This is a genomic window from Myxococcus sp. AM011 (assembly GCF_013372595.1).
Lineage (GTDB): Bacteria > Myxococcota > Myxococcia > Myxococcales > Myxococcaceae > Myxococcus > Myxococcus eversor.
The window spans coordinates 1-16,709 of sequence record NZ_JABXEM010000253.1 but is presented as its reverse complement, the minus strand read 5'-3'; the positions used below and the strand labels follow the sequence as shown (position 1 = coordinate 16,709).

Here is a 16,709-nt window from a genome sequence, read left to right as displayed (position 1 = left end):
GGGAGGGGGGGCACAATACCGATCCGATGGGCGAGGTACGTCACCCACCCAATCTGTACGTTGGCCCGTCCGGTTGGGTCGGCAATTTCCCGATGCGCATGAGACATGGCAACACCCCAGTCAGGGTCTAACGCTGTCGCCATGCTCCTAAGAAGTCCGCTCAACGTTTGTGCCGTCAAGATGCGTTCAGCACTTGTGCCATGAGTGGGTAACTCAAAGAGCCAGAAGTTGTTCACCCATTCGGAGTAGATGCCCACGGCTGCATCAAAACTGCATGCGTCGGAGTCTTCAGCGGCACCATTCCATCCGCTTATGCGGTAACCAAGATCTTCATGATGACGATCCTTGGTGCGCTCCAGCATCTTTGCGAGTTCATCCTGATTGGGCGCGACCGGCTTCTTCAAAGCGTCCTTTCGCGCCTTGCTCTGTCTGAACCAGCTAGCGAACGACGCCTCAACCCTAGCGATAGATTCGAGCAAGGCCACCACGCGAGATGCGCATTCGTCCGGTGATTCCTTGCGAGCGCGCCAGTAAGCAGCGGCATAGTAGGTCTCCATCATTCTCTGTCTCCTCATCAAAGGGGAGGTGTAAAAACAACCTCAATCCCTTTGGCTCCTCTGTCCTGAAGTATCTTCCGAAGTGCTGGAACGGCGGCTTCCTCTGCGACATGCCAACGGATGGGCATCCCTTTGGCCGCTTTCATCTGTCGGAGCGCCTGTTCGCCAAGAGCCTTCGCCCCCGAGTTCTTGAACCAACGTTTCGGGTCCAGCCCTTCGAAGAACTTGGCATAGCCCGGCCCCTTCGCTTCCTGGAGCACGCCCTTCTCGAATCCATCGAACTTCACGCCTCCGCTGTCCTTGCCGACGCCTCCAACCCAGTATGCCTCGTCGGCAGTGTGGCCCGTGATTTGTTCCTGGTAGCGCCGCGCACGGGGGGACATCGATTCCTTGGCCGGTCCCCACTGGCCGGGCCCCTTGGAAGGCCCCCCCTGCTTCGCTGCCGTGGCCGCACGCTGGAGGATGATGGCGGCTCCTGGCCCGCCGCTCAGCACCGCCGCAGCGCGCCCCGCCGGCACCGCTACGCGCTCCATCGCGAGCGCGCCCTGTGCCGAGAGCGACAGCACTGGCACCTCGGCTGTTGCGAGCGACGCACCTTGAAGCGTGCGCGTTGTGGCAGACACGGTGCCCCACGTGGCGATGAGGTTCGTCACCAGCTTGGACACGGCCTGAATCTGCTCGCCGCGCGTCATGTACTGGAAGCGCTCCATGTAATCGGGCGAGGACTCCAGCAACGCCATCACGGCGGCAGGCATCTGACGGAGTGCCGCGAGGTTGTCCGCTGGCGACGTCGAGAAGAACTTGCCCACCGCCAGCGCCAGCCCGACGAAGGCTTCTTCCGCCCCGTCCAGCGTGCGACTGATGACGTCGGCATCGTCGTGGACGTCCGCCAGTGGGAATCCGTCCACCTCCCGCAGCTCGTCGTTCAGCGAGCGGAAGACCCCAGTGCGCCCGTCGTAGAAGCGGCCCAGCTCGAAGCCGTGCGCTCGGAAGCTCCCATCCCGCCACTCCACAGGGGCCACCCGTTGCTGCGTTCGGCCACTGCGCACCCATGCGAGGCACCCGTCAGGCCGGAGCACCGCCAGCTGCTTGAAGCGCTCAACCCGCCGCACCAGCTCGGCGCGCGACACCTCGCCCGAACTCAGTACCTCGCGCAGCATGAAGCCCACCGCGAGACGTGCCGGGAACTGGCCCAACGTCACGTCTCTACCCAGCAGCGTTTCGAGGAGCCTCGCGGACTGGGTCGGAGTGAACGGGCCGCCCGGAAGCGGACGCTCGTCCCGCGACTCAAGTCCCGCGCTCGTCAGCAGCGACTCCCACGCATCCAGATTCAGAGGCAGGTGCGTGACCACTCCTCCAGCGGCCACCCCTACGGTGTTGTCCTCACCGCTTGAGGTGTCTACGCGGAAGACCCGACGTCGCCGTATCCGCTCGTCGTCCTCGAACGAAGCGGCTATCGCACGTGGCGGGGTGATGCGACGGGGCTCCCGGATCGACTCCCCACCAGACATGCGCGGCGCGAAGCCAAGGGCTCCACCACGCCCGGGAGCGCGCGACACGGAGGCACATCCCGTGGCCAGCAGGACCGCGGCAAGCAGCAGGGCGTTAGCGCGCATTGTCCACCCCCAGGCCCACGGATGCGAAGGCGCCAGGCCGCAACGCCCCGTCCGTCGTGGGGACCAGCAGCGTGCCGCCCGTCCCCATCGCGTAGAACTTCCCGCTCAGGAACCGCCAGCGCACTTCCGCCGCTCCCAGGTAGCGAGCCCCGGACTTCCCAGCTCCGACGGCGAGCCCCTTCACCGCGACTTCCAAGGCGCGCTCGAAGAGCTGCACCGCCACGCGACCGTCCACGTCGACGCGCCCCCAGGAGAACGCCTCCACGCCCAGTGACAGGTTCAGGTGCCTGTAGAGGCCCCCGTAGCGCACGGCATCCCAACCCACCTCCGCTTCACCGAATGCGGAGTAGCCATCCGGGAAGGGCGCATCCGCGAGCGGAACGCCGTCAGGGCCCGCCGCCTGGAAGCGCGCCAGCTCGTAGTCCGCGCCGAAGTAGCCTTGCCGGAAGCCGCCATGCTGGCGCCTCGCCTCCAGCCTCAACGTCATGTTGAGCGTCTGCGTGACTGCATCCGCGCCCGCGCCCACCACCGCGCCCCACGCGCCTACCTCCCCGGGCCTGCCTCCCCAGCCCGCGAAGACGTGCGCTTCAAACCCAGGCTGCACCACCAGCACGGCCACCGCATCCATGTGCGCCAGCGTCACCGAGGCCGCGCGCCCACCAGCACGTCCCCAGTCATGCACCGCCGACAGGCCGAGTGTGTAGCGGCCCTTCTGTTTGGGCTTGCCGAAGAGAACGTGCTCCAGGTCCAGCTCCGCCTCCGCGCCCATCAGCCGAGCGCCGAGAACGTCCGAAGAGAACGCCTCGACGTAGACGGGCCCCAGAGTGCCTGTCAGGACGCCTGCCGCTGGGTGGTAGTTCGGATTCGCGCGGTGGGAGTAGCGCCGGACAAGATGCCCGTTGAGAAGGCTGTAGCTATCGAGCTTCCCGAACCACACGCCCAGCGGTGAATTGTCCGAGCCCAGCTTGAGACTCCTCACCAACTGTCCCCAGTCGGAGAGAGTGTCCCAGTCCTCGCGCCGGACAACCCCGCCATCCTTCGGCCCCCACACGCGCAACCGCAGCGGAGTCCCGAGGTTGACGCCAAACTCCGGGCCGCGCTCGAAGACGACGGTGGGCTCGACCTGGAAATAGCCCTCGTCCGTGCCCATGCCCGAGCGGGGCAGCAACGCCCACGTCGCGGCCTCCACTCGCAGCAAGTTCGTCCAGCGCGCAGGCCGTGAGACCTCACCTCGTTCCGGGGCGGGTGGGCTCTCGGCATCTTCCGTCGTGCTCTCGGGCGACGTCTCCTCCTCTATCTCGTCCACCTCCTCGGGCAATGGTGGGTCCGCAATCTCTTCCGCCCAAGACACTCCAGGCAGGGCCAGCAGCAGCGCGACAATCCAACTTCGCTTCCTGCGCATACACGCCTCCTATGCGTGCCCCGGCATGAGGCACGAAGAACACACGTCTCCCGGTCGGCTCAGCGACTTGAGTCGGGCCGGTGGTGAATCAGCAGTGGTGGGGGGGAATAGGTGCCGACGTCAGGCGGTCGGCGGCGCCTTCACAGCTCGACGAGGCGCGGGAGTGGGGTCCGTCGTCAGCTCGTCTTCGTTGCGTGCTTCGGGCTGCGTCTCGACGTGGTCCGGGTGCGCCCGCCAATCGGCTGGGACGAAGCCTCCCTCGTCGTCCAGCAAGTTCAGCTCCTCCAGCGCATCGCCCGCGTCGGTGAGAGCTTGCTCGACTTCTTTCACCGCATCCTTCGGACCGAAAGGGGGCAGCTCAGCCAGTCGGACGCGCAACACACGCTCCAACTCGGAGGCCGTCCCGAAGCGCGTCGCGGGGCTGCGCTGAAGCAACCAGCCAAGAATGGTGCTGAGCCGGTCGGGTAGCCCCTGCATTGCCGCGTCCACATCCTCGGGGCGGTACGCCATGGACCAGTGAATGGCGTCCTCCGCGACAGACGACAGTCCGGCGTCCATGTTTCTGACTGCCGCCTTCAGTACGCGGCGCCGCTCCTCCTCGGACATGCGTGCATCCAAGTCCGACAGCTTCAAGGTACCCGGGTCGTAAAGGTGCCGGCCCGTAGCGAACTCCAGCATCGTCAGGCCCAGCGAGAAGAGGTCCGCGCGTCCGTCAACGTCTTCTCCCAGCAGCAGCTCGGGGGAAGAGTAGATGACGTCTCCTTTGGGACGCGGGAGTGTCGTTGCAACTCGCCCGGCCAGACGCGAGAAGGCCACTCCAAAGTCCGTCAGCTTCACACCACCCCGAGGTGTGAGCCGAATCCTCGTTGGGTTGACGTCGCGGTTGACGATGTTCAGAGGAATCCCGGCATCGTCCGTGCGCGCATGGGCGTAGGCCAAAGCCGCCGCGATTTCCGCGAACACATAGAGGATGAAGGCTTCGGAGAAGTAGCGCCCGCGCGCCTGGGCAATGGCAAGCAGCGAATCCAGCGTGAAGCCACCTACGCATTCACTGGCCACGCAAAGAGCGTTCTTCATCTCGAAGAGGCCGTGGACGCGGGCGATGTTGGGGTGCTGGAGGAACCGCGCCAGCCTGACTTCCTCTTCCAGTCGAACGCGTGCGCGCTGGTGCTTATCCGTGAGGCCCTCGCCCTGGGGAAGCGCCGCGTACTTGACGAGAACCTTGCCCTGGAGCCCCTCAGGCGTGCGGGGCCGCGCGTAGAGGATGCGCTCCCCGTTGCGGCCCTCCCCGAGAATCTGGAAGAGAAAGTATGTGGTATCCCCTTGAGAAAAGAGGACCACGCCCTCAGTTAGCCGAGGGTTGGAATCATCAGACATGAATGGAGTCTCCTGATAGCTCTCCGCGAAAGCTCTCGCGTGAAGGCAGACAGAAGGTACTCCCAGTCATGTCCGACGTGAACGACGCCATAGGTCGCGAACGGCACGAAGCCCGCCCATCGAAAAAGACCCCGAAAATGCGTAAATCCTCTTTACAGGGAGATGTCAGGGCCACTCTTTTACAACATAGCCATACATGCTTCGGTTGAAGGAGACGGTGCCGGGCGTGGGTCCTGCCTCGGCCTCTTCGGCCCCCTTCTCACCAATGGCGATGCAAACGGGGTATGTGCGCCCGTCTGGCAACCGCGCCTCGGTGTAGCGAGCCAGAAGAGCACCACCGCCCGTCCATACGCGCCCCATGAGCACTGTTCCGGTAGGGAGTTCTCGAATCCCGTCGCGCACAATGCCGCGCACCGGCCCGTCCGAAAAGACGCCTCCCTGACTCATCGCACCGGGCTGATTCTTGTCGATGGTGACCACCACCGATTGCCCTTCCAGGATGCGGAGCACCTCGAACATGGCCTCTCGTGCTTCATCCGGGCACTCACTAGGCCCCGGGCGAACCTGAGAACTACCCGGGCACCCCATCTGCAACGCAATGGCGGCAGTGGCCGCAGCGCACTTCTTGAGAAACTCGGCCCGGCCGCCACTGGATGCAGGGGCCTTCATGGCCGGAGACTCGGACGAATTGGCGACGATAGGGGCACGCTTCACGGAGGGGCTTTCCTTCTGAACTGGATCTTGAGGGGGCAACGCTACCCCAGGGGATGATGCAACAGGCGCAGGAGAAACGACGCTGGTTCCCAGGGGCACACCGGCATCCCCCTGCGGGGCAACCACGAGTAGAGGGGCGCCAGTTCCGGCGTCTCTCTGTACGGAGGGCTCGCCAGATACCGTCGCGCTCGACTCCTGTCCGGCCTGTTTCGATGCGAAGAGTCCCACCAGGGCCGCAGCAGCGAGCGCCGTCCCCAAAACCCCCAGCAGGAGTCCACGGCGGGGCCGCATCCTCTTGACCGCCTCGTCCGTTCCCGTCGCGGGTGTGAGCAGCGGCTTTGCCGTGAGGGTGTGAAGAGGGGTCACCCACTCGGGGCCCATCTCTTTCGTGAGGGCCACCAACTCACGCCGCACCGACTCTGCCGTGGGAGGCCGGTTCTCGGGCTTGCGCGCGATGAAGCGCATCACCGCGTCGCTCAGTGCCCCGGGAACTCGCTCATTCAGAACCCGAGGGTCCGGGGGCATCATTCTGCCCTCGACGGGCGTCTTCACGGAATCACTCGCGGGCTGGGGGGCGGTCAGCACATCGAAGAGGCACACTCCGAGGGCATAGACGTCGTCGGTGACCTTGAATTCGTAGCGAGCGTCGCGGTCGTCGCCATTCTCCCGGAGGAAACGGGACGCCTCGGGGGAGCGGTAGCGACGCGTGCCGGGAGGAAGCGGGGCGTCCGTCAGGTCTTCCGCGTGCGTGTAATCTCCCGCGCTGAAGTCGATGATGAACGGCTCATTGTCCGAAGCGCGCACCATGACGTTGTTCAGCTTCAAGTCACGGTGGAAGACGCCACGTCCGTGCATGTAGTCCACGGCAGCCGACAACTTGATGAAGAGGCGGACGACCTCTTGCGCAGTGGGGTGAACCTTCTCCACCCACTCAGCCAGCGTGTAGCCATCCACAAAATCGAGGATGACGTATAGCCAGCCGCTCACGAAGTCAGGCCAACGTCCATGGGCGCGAGGCGCAATGATGTTGCTATGACCGAGATGCACGAGACATCCCAGCTCGCGCTTTAGCCGTGCGTCGGATTTCTCCTCGTCCCCGCTCGTACCCCGGTGCATCGCGACCTTCATCGCGTAGTGAATGCCGTTCATCTCTACTTTGTAGACGGCACCGTAGGCCCCCGCGCCAATCAGCTTCACGACACGCCACCCGTGAACTGTATGGCCGGGCGGAAACTGCGCAGGATGATGAATGACTGTCAGCATAGAGCATCCACTAAAACGCTACCCCAGGTACAAGCACTTGCCGGACCCCATCACTGTCTAGCAGCTCCAAAGAGCAAACCTCACCCGGCAGCCACGAAGGCACCTCGGTTTCAATCACTATCAAACCAGCCTCTTCCGGCCCTATCTTTGGCAGCACCGAGCGCACGTTGAGCACGCCAAGACTAGTACCGCGCCTCGGACTCACGACACGGGCCAAGGCTGGAGCCCACGAATTTTTGCCATGGTTTCGGACCTTGACGCTGATGGCTGCCCATGTTGGAGCGAGAAAGCTCGTTGCTGACTCGACCGTGAGAGACGCCCCGTGACTTTGCTCCTTCTCCATCTTAATGCGATTTGCTCGTACTCCCCAATGGTCCAACCTGCCGGACATGATCAGTTCGACAGGTCCGCCTGAGTCCCGCAGCGCCCGAAGTTTCTGATTCTCTTCCGTCTGGGCCTTGAGCTGAGCACGCGTGTCCATCAACTCGGCGTGGAGTAGTTCGACGGAGTCCTTTCGATGAAAGACTTCCACGCGCGTGTCGACCTGTGTCGCGTGGGAGACGAGGACAAAGACCCCACGGTCCTGCGTGGCGCTACCGGCAAACCGGACCCGAAGCCCGAGCCTCTCACCAGAACCCAAGTCCACGGCAGGTTCCAAGGCCAGGATTCGCTCCCCCACGTCCACAATGCGGAAGCGCTCGCGGCCCTCCAGCTCCACCGCGCCACGGTCGAGAGGAGCGTCAAAGAGAAGCAGGGTGGTTATCCCCGCCGCGACACGCAGCTCCGGGACGGGCTCGGCAGGGCCACTTGAGAGGGCTACGCGCCGCTCCTGACGCTCGCGGGGGGCAGGAAGGGGTTGCGCCGAAGCGGCGACTCCCACCAGCAATGAAAGAATGGCAACGGGTCGAAGCAACGCGGATTCTCCCGTGCCGACCCTAGCAAACCGGGAAGAAGTCATCGTCGAGAAAGTCGCCCGAGACAGTCAAGTCCAGGGCGCCCCAGGAGCCTCGCGATTGCCGCCCGTTGAGCGAGCGAGGCGCCAGCCCTTCCACAACCCTTTGCACGTACAAGCCGACCTGTGCCTTAGTCCCGCGCGGGCGGCTGCGGTGAGTGCCGCAGTGTCACGGCGTAGCGAGGTCCCAGACCAACCGCGCCGATTCCGCAGTCGCCCTCCCTCAGTTGGCTAGCTTCGCAGCGGCGAACCCGGCACCGAGCCCCAGAACCAGCGCCACGACGGCGACCGTGAAGGACGTATCCCCGGCCTGTTGCCGCAGCGCTTCGTTCTCCGCTCGTAGCCGCTCAATCTCGGCAGCGGTACGGACACAGCGCTGCTCGGACAACCAGCAGCCGCCCTCGACCTCGACGGCTGCCGCCCCTCCATCCGGAAAGAGCTGAGCGCGCTCCACGCCGATGACCTCGGAGCCCGCCGCAGGAGTCGCGACGAGCACCACCAGCACGAGCGCGCCGAGCTTCACTTGTCGCCCCGCTTGTTGAGCTGCTCAAGCACGGCAATCGCCGCGGCCTTGCCCGCGACCTGGCCGGCGGCAATCTCGCCCGCGTGCTCCGCGCTCTCAATCGCGGCGTCCCCGAAGAGAAGCCGCTTGATGAGCGTGAAGCCACCCGCCGCCGTCAGAGCCACCTTCACGGCGGTCAGCATCAGGGACAGCGAGAACGGCGCCCCAGCGGCGAGCGCGTTCGCGACAGCACCCGCGAGGGAGACGCCCAGCACCAGCAGCGCGCCACCTCGGTCCGTGTTGAAGAACGGGATGAAGGACCCGCCGAACCGTCGCAGGAGGTAGACGAGCAGCACCACCACCAGGGACGCGACGAGCGCGTAGTTCTGGCCCGTCACCGCGTCGAGAAACATCTGGGCGAACTCCTCGAACTGCTCGGGGTTCGGACCGACCATACCCACCTCAACCATGTTTCCTCCGAGTCAGAAGCCCAGCCGAGTCAGTTCGGCCGCGAGCTTCGGGTTTGCGGCACGCCACTGCGGCGACTTGCGCTCGTCATTGAGCCGAGCCCACACAGCCGCGACCGAACTGCTCTCCACCAGCGTCCGAAGGGGCGTGAGCTGAAGCGCGCTCACGTAGCCCGGCCACTGCACATGCGGCGCGTCGCCGAACCTGCCGCCCCAGACGAGTCCCGCCTTCGTTGATTCCTCGCCCAGCACGCGATAGGCCGGCAGACGCCAGTCGGGTTGAACTCCGGGCTTCGCGTCCCCGTCACAGACGAAGTCGAAGGCCAGCCCGTAGTTGTGAGCGGACAGCCCCGCCGCAGACGCCTTGCCACCCTTGCCCGCGAGGAAGAGGCGCCGCAGCTCGGCCTGTTCTTCGAGGCTTCGGAAGCCGTACGTCGCGACGTAGCTCACGCCCCGGGCCTCGCAACGCGCCACGACCTGAAGGGCGACCGATACGAGCGGCAGGTAGACGCGGTCAACGTCGACCCGCTTGAAACTGGCCCGGGTCATCGGCAATCCCCCGACACGGCCTGGGTCATGCGGAGAAGCTCCAGTTCGACGGTCTGCCGGACCTGAGCGGGAATCCCTACGCTGAACTCGTCACGCCACCGACGCAGCGCGCCCAACTCCACCGCAAGGACGTTGATACGCTCGTCCTGTCGGGCGACCTTTTCGACCAGGGAGCGGATCTCTCCGACGAGGGACTTCGCGGCCCAGGTGAGGACGCCGACCCCTGCCGTTCCGAGCAGGGAGCCAACGACGAGCTGAACTGACTGAGTCTCTTCGGCGGTCACGGCATCACCGGGGCTTGGGGTGGCCCCTGGTAAATGTGTGCGACTTTTGATGGTGGTTCAGCCCTGCGCAGTCACGGACCCGCAGTGTGGAATTTGGTATTCTGGCAGAATGACCATACTGATGATCCCCAGCCCTATCCTAGCGGCTACACTCTCCACCTTCATGGAGCAAATCTGGGTCGAATGGGTCAAACCCGGGGCTCCCATCATACTCGCCCCAGTTACAGCCGCCGTTCTCGGGTATTTCTTCAATAAGTCACTCCAGGAGAAGCTGGACACTGACCGCGCACAGCGCACCGAGGCTCTGGAGCTTCAAAAGAAAAACTACAGCGCAGAACTTCTCACCCTCGGCGCTGAACTCAACAGGTCGCTCCAGGAAAAACTGGACGACTATCGTTCGCAACGCGCCGAGGCTTTGGAGCACCTAAAGCGCGACCTGCAAGACACTCTGGCAAGTCGGACAAGGCGAGCTGAATATCTAAAATCTCAAATCGAAAAACTCTATGGACCTCTCACCTTTCTAATTGAATCCATCAACAGCCGAATCGAGTGCGCCGGTCATCTCGAAGCCACAAAAGTCGAATTCCGCCGAAGAGTAAACGAAGGGCTGATTCCGAAAGACACCGAGCCGCCCGACAAGAACGCCATCTACGAAGTTCAGAAAAAGTATTTCCAACTCGCAGCCGTTGCCAGCAATGAGGCCACCAAACTTCTAAACTCGGCATGGGGATGGCTTGACGAGGACGACCAACAAGACACCATTGACTATATCGAGCGCATCGACAGGAACAACGTCGAATACGTAGAGCTAGGGATTGGACTACTTCCCAAGCAAGTCTACGACAAAAAAGTGTTCCCAATCACCGGACTTGAATTACCCACCCTTCGGGATGATGAATTCGCCAAGAGAATCCGACTAAAGCTCGCCCAAAAACAGCGCGAACTCTCAGGGCTCACATTGACCAGTGAAACCCTTACAGGAACAAAACAGCCATCGACTGCAACCAAGACCGGAGCGACCTAGGCAACGCGCCGAGCACCATACTGTGACAATTCTTAATCTCGGGGCTTGAGGTTGTGGGCAAGCAGCCCGTTCACGACGTAGGTTCTCGCGAAGCGAACGGCAATCTGCATCACGTCGCCGGCCACCGCGTGCTCGACCCTCGCCACGCGGCCCGGCGCGAAGCCTTCAATCGTCTCTCCTAGGTTCAGCGCATCCGTCCGAGTCCAGCCACGTTCCACCGTGCGCCATCGATGGTCCGGCGTCACCACGAGCACCCGGCCGTCTTCCATGACCAGCCTGGATCGCGCGGCATGGTGGCGGCTGACGTGGGTGACCTCGAACACGCCCCCGTCCTTCTCGTTCTCGTGCATCGTGAGCACTCGCATGCCGGGCCTGAGCATCTCGGCGGGCAGCTCCGTACCGTCGCCGAGCAGCACCGGTTCCCAGGGCGCCACACAGGTCCCGTGCTCATTGCCACCGCCACCTCCACCTCCGGAGGGCGCGGACGCAGGGCCTGTTGCACGACGAACCATGTCCACGTTGTAGGCACTCGGAGGGAAGAACCAGCGCTCGGCACTGAACCCGACCGCGTTGTGCAGGGACACCTTGAGATAGAGCAGCTTGTTGACCAGCGGGTCGTCGCGCAGGCGGTTGAACTTGTCACCAAACATGAACGAAAAGCCCGCGCCCGTCGCGTTGGCTCCGTCACCATCCCAGGCCCCATTCTGGTACTTGCGGTCAGCGATAGAGACCGTCGCGCTGTAGAGGAAGTTTGGCGGGTGGATGTCCCCGAACGCCCAATAGAAACCGACTTCCAGGAACCGAAGCGCGTCGAGGTTGTCGCTCGCGGCTTGGGGCTGGAGCGTCGCGCGGTAGTGCGCCCAGGTGAAGAAGCTCGCTCCACCCGCCGCCCCGGCAATGGCGTACCCCTCGACGACCTGGATGTTGAGACGGTCGATGTTCGGCACGCCGTCGTTGTTGCCGCGGTAGTAGATGCGGCTCCCCGTGTCTGCGAGGGCCTGAATGGAGCGGAAGAACCCGTCGCTCAGGTAGTAGCGCCCCACCTGGACGTTGTTCGAGGCGACCTTGAGTGTCGTCCCCACGTTGTCCAGCTTCGCCCCTGCCGTGGGGATACCGTTGCCGTCCTCCGCGTAGTTCGATGTCTTCAGCGTGTTCGCGGCGAGCAGGTCGAAGGTGACCATCTTCCGGAGCGAGACGGCATCGAAGTAGAGCCGCTTCCCCACGTCAGCAGCCAAAACTTCCGCCTCCCAGAAGAGCTGAACCCCCGTGCAACCGGCCGGGCACGTCCCCGTCAGCGGCACGCGACGATAGGCGGTCCCCACGGGCCCCAGCGCAACGGCCGACGACTGCCCCGAGTAGGTGCCGCTCGCGTCCTCCCAAAGCAGATAGAGCGTGCCCATGCCGCTTACCGTGGCGGACGACGCCTTGACGTAGACGTCGGCGAAGAACTGGTCCCCAGGCGAGCACTTGAGCCGACCGCCCGGAGCTGCGGAACCGTAGCCGCCCGTCCAGCTCAGTCCCACCCATGCCCCCGCGCTCGATAGCTCCACTCGTCGAACCCAGCGCCCCGAGCGCGCGTTGACGGGGTCCTCGACGAGCTTGTCGCCCTCCGGGAGCTTGCCCACCGCGCGAAGGCCCGCCTCGTTGTATCCGTTGGGGATGAGGTTGTCCGTCGGCGGGTACAGCAAGTGCTGGTATCCGACCGCAGAATCCCCCAGCGAAGTGCCATCGAGCTTCTTCGGGGCGACCTCGAACTGAGGGGACGCGTTGCCCCGGTTGCCGAACCTGTCCCGAGGAACGACGCGCACGAAGTAGGCCGTCCCCGGCATCAGGTCGGACACCCCAAACACGGTCATGTCGAAGGTGCCGCGCAAGGTGGAGCTGCTCGGCGTGAAGCCGCTCGTCGTCGAGACGTGCAGCTCGTAGGACGCGACAGGAGGACCGCTCAGAGCTGGCATGAGCGACAGGGAGAATCCGTTCACGACGGCCGTCACCGTCACGTTTAGTGGGTCCAGCGGCGGTGACGTGTGCGCCGGCTCGCTCAGCCCCGGGCGCGCGTCCATCTCCAGCCACATGGAGACACCAAACGAGGGCTTGCCCCGCGTGGTGATGGTCGTCCGCGCGTCGCCTTCCGCAGTGAAGGCATGCCGGAAGCCAGTGACAGCCAGGTTCTGGTCATCCGAGTAGTGCGCGCCGTTCGCCCGGAACCGGTAGAGGTCGCCCAGCTCCACCGGCAGGAAGAAGTCGGCTTCAATCTCCTGGTCCGCGAGGGGCTCCTTCAGGTCCGACAGCGCCGCGTCCGCCATCTTCCGAGCTTCGACCTCACGGTCGATGTTGCTCGACGCGTCCTCCGCGAGCTGCATGTAGCGCACGCCATAGGCGCCCTGACTCGCGGCGTCCCCGACGATGACGCTCTTTCGCTTGGGCTGCCCCGTGACATCCAGGTCCCCGGTATCGGAGTAGACGACCTCAATCCTGTTGCGAATCTCCGTCTTGTTGATGGCGAGCTTCGCGACGTCGCGGTAGTCGCCGGGTCCGAAAGTCCACGCCAACGCCGGGTTCGTTCTGTTCGGCTCGCTGAACGTCAGCACGAAGGTTCCGCTCGCTTCTCGCCAGCGGTAGCGCACCTCCCATCCAATCTGTTGGGCCAAGTCTCTCAGCGCGTCGAGTGCACTCGCCTTCTTCTGGGCGTACCTCCGAATCCTCCACCCGGGAGAGATGGGCGTATGCAGCAGCACACCCATGCCGTTGTCGGCCAGGATGGCCTGCATGACGGTTTCGACCGCGACACCGGCAGCGGAGTCCCCATAGGGGCGCTCGACTTCAATGAACGCGTCCTGGAGCCGGCCCCCGAGGTCTCGCCCACGGAAGACGAGCTGCTCATCGGCGAAATCCACCTCGTCGATGTCCCCGTGAAACAGAACGCGCCATTCACCCGCGCTCGGCGACATGCTCACGGGCGACACCGCCGCTTCGACGATGAACTCGCGCCCAGGCCGGATGAGCTGCCCGTTGCCCGCGTTCAGCTTCGAGTCGGCCCGGAGTGGCGACAGGCTGAACAGGTCGACCTGCCGCTTGAGCGTCACCGTCGCGGCCGAGACGGGCTGGTCCACGTCCTCGTCGACCTCGACGGCGTCGAGAAAGTCGCGCCCTTCAAGGTGGCTCAGATTCACCCACACACCCGCCCCGTCACGGACCTTCACCCGGACATGGGACGCATGCCCCGCTGGATTCGAGAGAACCGCGAGCCCCTGAGACGACATACCGCGCATGCCGCTAAACCTCCCTCAACGTGAATTCGAGCCGCTCACCGACGACGCGCGACCCGTTGTGACTGAACTCGACGAACTCACCGTCGCGCACTTCCCCGATCACCTTCGTTTCGGTGGCCACGAAGCCACCGCTCGCCACGAGGAACGGAAGCGCGCTCCAGGCCCGTGCGATGTGCCACCCGTAGAGGTGAGGGACCCACGCGTCCGGCACCGCGAACGGCAGACCCACCACGTCGTCGAAGCTCACCGCGTTGGTGGCGCCCGTCAGCGCGAGAGTCCCCGACGCCACCGACAGGCCCCCGGCATTCGCCGACGGCGCTCCCTGAGTCCACCGCCTGCCGTCACTCCGGTTGATGCCCTGGAGCCACGCACCCGCCGAGCCGCTGTAGACGTGATGCAGGGCCGTCCAGCGCGCCCCGAGCTGCATGGCCCACGAGGCGGAAGTTCCGACGGCCAGGTTCAGCCCACCGCCGAAGCGCGCGCCCTGGAAGAGCTGCCCCGCGACGCTCGCCTGATTGAGACCGCGACTCGTGAAGGCGTCACCCTCGAAGGCCACCGTGTGTCCGTCACCCGCAATCAGTCCGCGCAGGGCGAGCACTTCGTCGGGCGGCAATGGAAGCGTCTTGAACTCCCACTCCTGACGAACCGCGCGTCGTCCCAGGCGATAGGCTCCGCTGAAGGCGCGCGAGTCCGTGCCGATGTTCACCTGCCTTCGTCGGCCCTCCGCGACAGGCACCGGGATTCCGTTCAGCACGAGGAAGGCCATCTCAGTACCTCCCATTCAGCCACTCACCGTTGCCCCGGCGTCGGTGGGCCTCGCGTTTCATCTCGATGTAGACCTGCCGCGCGGTCTCCTCCGGGTCACCGGCCCCCTGAACGACAATCTGCCCGACACTGACGTTCCCACCGCTCACCGGAACGACGGGGCTCGGAGCGACAGGCGATGCGCCAGGGGACAGCGGAGCGCCTCCCATCGGGTCCTGTGCGTTGAACCGCGCGAGCGCCACCTTGAAGCCAGTCGGGACGTTGGTCAGTGCCTCCGTCGCCCTGTTCGTCGCGGCGGCGTTCTCCCACGCGGCGACACCAGCGGCGGCATTGGCGGCGGCGGTGTCGTAAGTGGTGTCTCGCAGGGTTTCGAGCGCACTGTCGACCGCATCCATCGGGACCTTCATGCTGTCCAAGCCCTGAGCCATCTTTCGGAAGGCCCCGCCGACGAGGGGAACCTTGCCAAGCGCTTTGAACACGCCCGCGATGAACCCGATGATGGCGTTCCACACCGTGGCGATGCCCTTCACGACGTAGAGGATGCCCATCGCCACAATCCGGATGACGGCGAAGAGCCCCTTCATGATGGGCCCCGAGAGCAACGTCAGCGGCTGAAGGAGTGCGACAAGAATCTGTCCAAACACGGTGATGATGGGGGCCAATCCCTTGAACAGCGTTCCGAGCACTTCGAAGATGGGCGTGATTGCCTGAACCGGCTTCGAGAACATCTCCAGCACCGGCACCAACGCGTCCAGGAGCGGCGTCACCATGTTGAACACCGACGCCAGCAGCGGCAGGACGGGAGCCAGCACGCGCCCGAGGACGTCTGCCACGTACTGGATGAAGTTCGTCACCATCTGGAGCAACGTGCCGAACGTCGTCGACTGGGAGAGCAGCTCCGCGACGACGGCAATCAGGCCACCCCAGACGCCACCGGCCGACATGCCCTGCTGGAAGCGGTCGACCAACTCATAGATGCGACCGAATGCCTGACTGAACCTGCTCGTCAGGGCCCGCTTCGCTTCGTCGGCCGCACGGGCGAGCGCGTCGGCGAGTTCCTTGGCTTTCCTACGCGCGACCTCGGCGATGATCGACGCCGTGTTGCCGACGTTCTTCAGGAACTCTTTCGCGTCGAACTTCCCAACCTCCACGTTCCCGACTTCAATCTCGGGCGTCTCCGTGGGCGTGCGCAGCTTGCCCTTCGGCCCGAGCATGTCGTCGAAGACACCACCGAACTTCTCCCGGAGGAACGCGGCGGCATCGCCACCCATCATCTTCACGCCGTCGAAGGCGTAGCCCGCTCCGTAGGACACGCCTTCCCAGACGTTCAGCATTCCGTCGCGCAGGGTCCCCACGGTGCCGTCGACGAGTCCCTTCAATCCGCCGAGCACCGCGTCGCCCGTCAGGTCCTTCAGTCCCTCCAGCGCGCCCGCGACACCGTCGAGGTTCAGCGCACGCGCGAGAGGCGCCGCCAGTCGAGCCAGGTTGCGCACCACGAAGGCGAAGGTGTCGAGCTGCCCGCGAGCCCACGCGCCCACGATGGCCGCGAGCTTCGAGAAGACTTCCTGGAAGAACTTCGCGACTCGCCCGGCCACATCCGTCACGGCCCGCCACGTGGAAACGAAGGCGTCCCGCATGCCGGTGCTGCTGTCGTGCCATGCCTTGTAGAGCGTGCCCGCGAGCATCGCGACGCCTGCCACCGCCAGCGCAACGGCGGCAAGGGGGGCCGTCACCGTCAGGATACGAGCGGCGGCGTTGCGGAAAGCCGTCGAGAAGCTCGCGTCGACCTGCTCGGCTCCCTTCGCGACTTTCTTCAGGTTGCCTTCGACCACTGGCGTCTCGCTCTTGAGGAACGCGGAGAACCTCACCAGCGACTTTCCAGCACCGTCCAGCGCGGGCACTACGAAGGCAAGGAAGCTCTCGGCGAACTGCTTCACCACCCCCGCCACCTTGCCCCTGTCTCTT

The 16,709-nt window shown here is 64.6% G+C and carries 14 protein-coding genes; 1 reads left to right on the top strand and 13 read right to left on the bottom strand.

Annotated features, from left to right (window positions below; translation table 11 throughout):
• The 10 genes from HUW62_RS37245 to HUW62_RS37200 all read right to left on the bottom strand — a co-directional run.
• Positions 1-560 (bottom strand): Imm52 family immunity protein (locus HUW62_RS37245; RefSeq protein ID WP_176437124.1); only part of this gene is annotated, 560 nt, incomplete at its 3' end.
• A gap of 14 nt (positions 561-574) precedes the next feature.
• Positions 575-1,759, bottom strand: a complete 1,185-nt coding sequence (locus tag HUW62_RS37240) for a Tox-REase-5 domain-containing protein (protein WP_368670575.1) — start codon at positions 1,757-1,759, stop codon at positions 575-577.
• A 403-nt stretch (positions 1,760-2,162) separates the two neighbouring features.
• A complete protein-coding gene (locus HUW62_RS37235) occupies positions 2,163-3,575 on the bottom strand; it encodes a hypothetical protein (protein WP_176437122.1) in 1,413 nt (470 codons plus the stop codon).
• 120 nt (positions 3,576-3,695) lie between these two features.
• Positions 3,696-4,952, bottom strand: coding sequence for a protein kinase (locus tag HUW62_RS37230; RefSeq protein WP_176437121.1), 1,257 nt, complete (start codon positions 4,950-4,952; stop codon positions 3,696-3,698).
• 165 nt (positions 4,953-5,117) lie between these two features.
• The gene (locus tag HUW62_RS37225) at positions 5,118-6,863 is read right to left on the bottom strand and encodes a serine/threonine protein kinase (RefSeq protein WP_368670574.1); all 1,746 of its coding nucleotides are present in this window, start codon (positions 6,861-6,863) and stop codon (positions 5,118-5,120) included.
• A 76-nt stretch (positions 6,864-6,939) separates the two neighbouring features.
• A complete protein-coding gene (locus HUW62_RS37220; protein WP_176437120.1) occupies positions 6,940-7,842 on the bottom strand; it encodes a DUF2381 family protein in 903 nt (300 codons plus the stop codon).
• 262 nt (positions 7,843-8,104) lie between these two features.
• A complete protein-coding gene (locus HUW62_RS37215) occupies positions 8,105-8,404 on the bottom strand; it encodes a hypothetical protein (RefSeq protein ID WP_176437119.1) in 300 nt (99 codons plus the stop codon).
• Complete coding sequence (locus HUW62_RS37210; RefSeq protein WP_176437118.1) at positions 8,401-8,853, bottom strand: hypothetical protein; 453 nt, start codon at positions 8,851-8,853, stop codon at positions 8,401-8,403. Before HUW62_RS37210 ends, HUW62_RS37215 begins: the two co-directional genes overlap by 4 nt.
• Before the next feature lie 12 nt (positions 8,854-8,865).
• On the bottom strand, positions 8,866-9,399 hold the full coding sequence (locus HUW62_RS37205) for a M15 family metallopeptidase (protein ID WP_176437117.1): 534 nt from the start codon (positions 9,397-9,399) through the stop codon (positions 8,866-8,868).
• Positions 9,396-9,683: a hypothetical protein gene (locus HUW62_RS37200; protein ID WP_176437116.1), complete on the bottom strand. Its 288-nt coding sequence runs from the start codon at positions 9,681-9,683 to the stop codon at positions 9,396-9,398. Before HUW62_RS37200 ends, HUW62_RS37205 begins: the two co-directional genes overlap by 4 nt.
• A 109-nt stretch (positions 9,684-9,792) precedes the next feature.
• On the opposite strand from HUW62_RS37200, the gene HUW62_RS37195 reads away from it, so the two are divergent.
• Positions 9,793-10,707: a hypothetical protein gene (locus tag HUW62_RS37195; protein WP_176437115.1), complete on the top strand. Its 915-nt coding sequence runs from the start codon at positions 9,793-9,795 to the stop codon at positions 10,705-10,707.
• A 32-nt stretch (positions 10,708-10,739) separates the two neighbouring features.
• Here HUW62_RS37195 and HUW62_RS37190 read toward each other — a convergent pair whose 3' ends face one another.
• The 3 genes from HUW62_RS37190 to HUW62_RS37180 all read right to left on the bottom strand — a co-directional run.
• A complete protein-coding gene (locus HUW62_RS37190; RefSeq protein ID WP_176437114.1) occupies positions 10,740-13,979 on the bottom strand; it encodes a hypothetical protein in 3,240 nt (1,079 codons plus the stop codon).
• A 4-nt stretch (positions 13,980-13,983) separates the two neighbouring features.
• Entirely contained in the window at positions 13,984-14,745 is a 762-nt protein-coding gene (locus tag HUW62_RS37185; RefSeq protein ID WP_176437113.1) for a hypothetical protein, read from the bottom strand.
• 1 nt (position 14,746) lies between these two features.
• Positions 14,747-16,709, bottom strand: a 1,963-nt coding sequence (locus HUW62_RS37180) for a phage tail protein (protein ID WP_255203866.1), incomplete at its 5' end; no start/stop codon positions are given.

Excerpts from the sequence above, each read along its gene's own strand:
- HUW62_RS37185 (WP_176437113.1), bottom strand. The coding sequence starts at position 14,745 with ATGGCCTTCCTCGTGCTGAACGGAATCCCGGTGCCTGTCGCGGAGGGC.
- HUW62_RS37210 (WP_176437118.1), bottom strand. The coding sequence starts at position 8,853 with ATGGTTGAGGTGGGTATGGTCGGTCCGAACCCCGAGCAGTTCGAGGAG.
- HUW62_RS37205 (WP_176437117.1), bottom strand. The coding sequence starts at position 9,399 with ATGACCCGGGCCAGTTTCAAGCGGGTCGACGTTGACCGCGTCTACCTG.
- HUW62_RS37230 (WP_176437121.1), bottom strand. The coding sequence starts at position 4,952 with ATGTCTGATGATTCCAACCCTCGGCTAACTGAGGGCGTGGTCCTCTTT.
- HUW62_RS37190 (WP_176437114.1), bottom strand. The coding sequence starts at position 13,979 with ATGCGCGGTATGTCGTCTCAGGGGCTCGCGGTTCTCTCGAATCCAGCG.
- HUW62_RS37235 (WP_176437122.1), bottom strand. The coding sequence starts at position 3,575 with ATGCGCAGGAAGCGAAGTTGGATTGTCGCGCTGCTGCTGGCCCTGCCT.
- HUW62_RS37195 (WP_176437115.1), top strand. The coding sequence starts at position 9,793 with ATGACCATACTGATGATCCCCAGCCCTATCCTAGCGGCTACACTCTCC.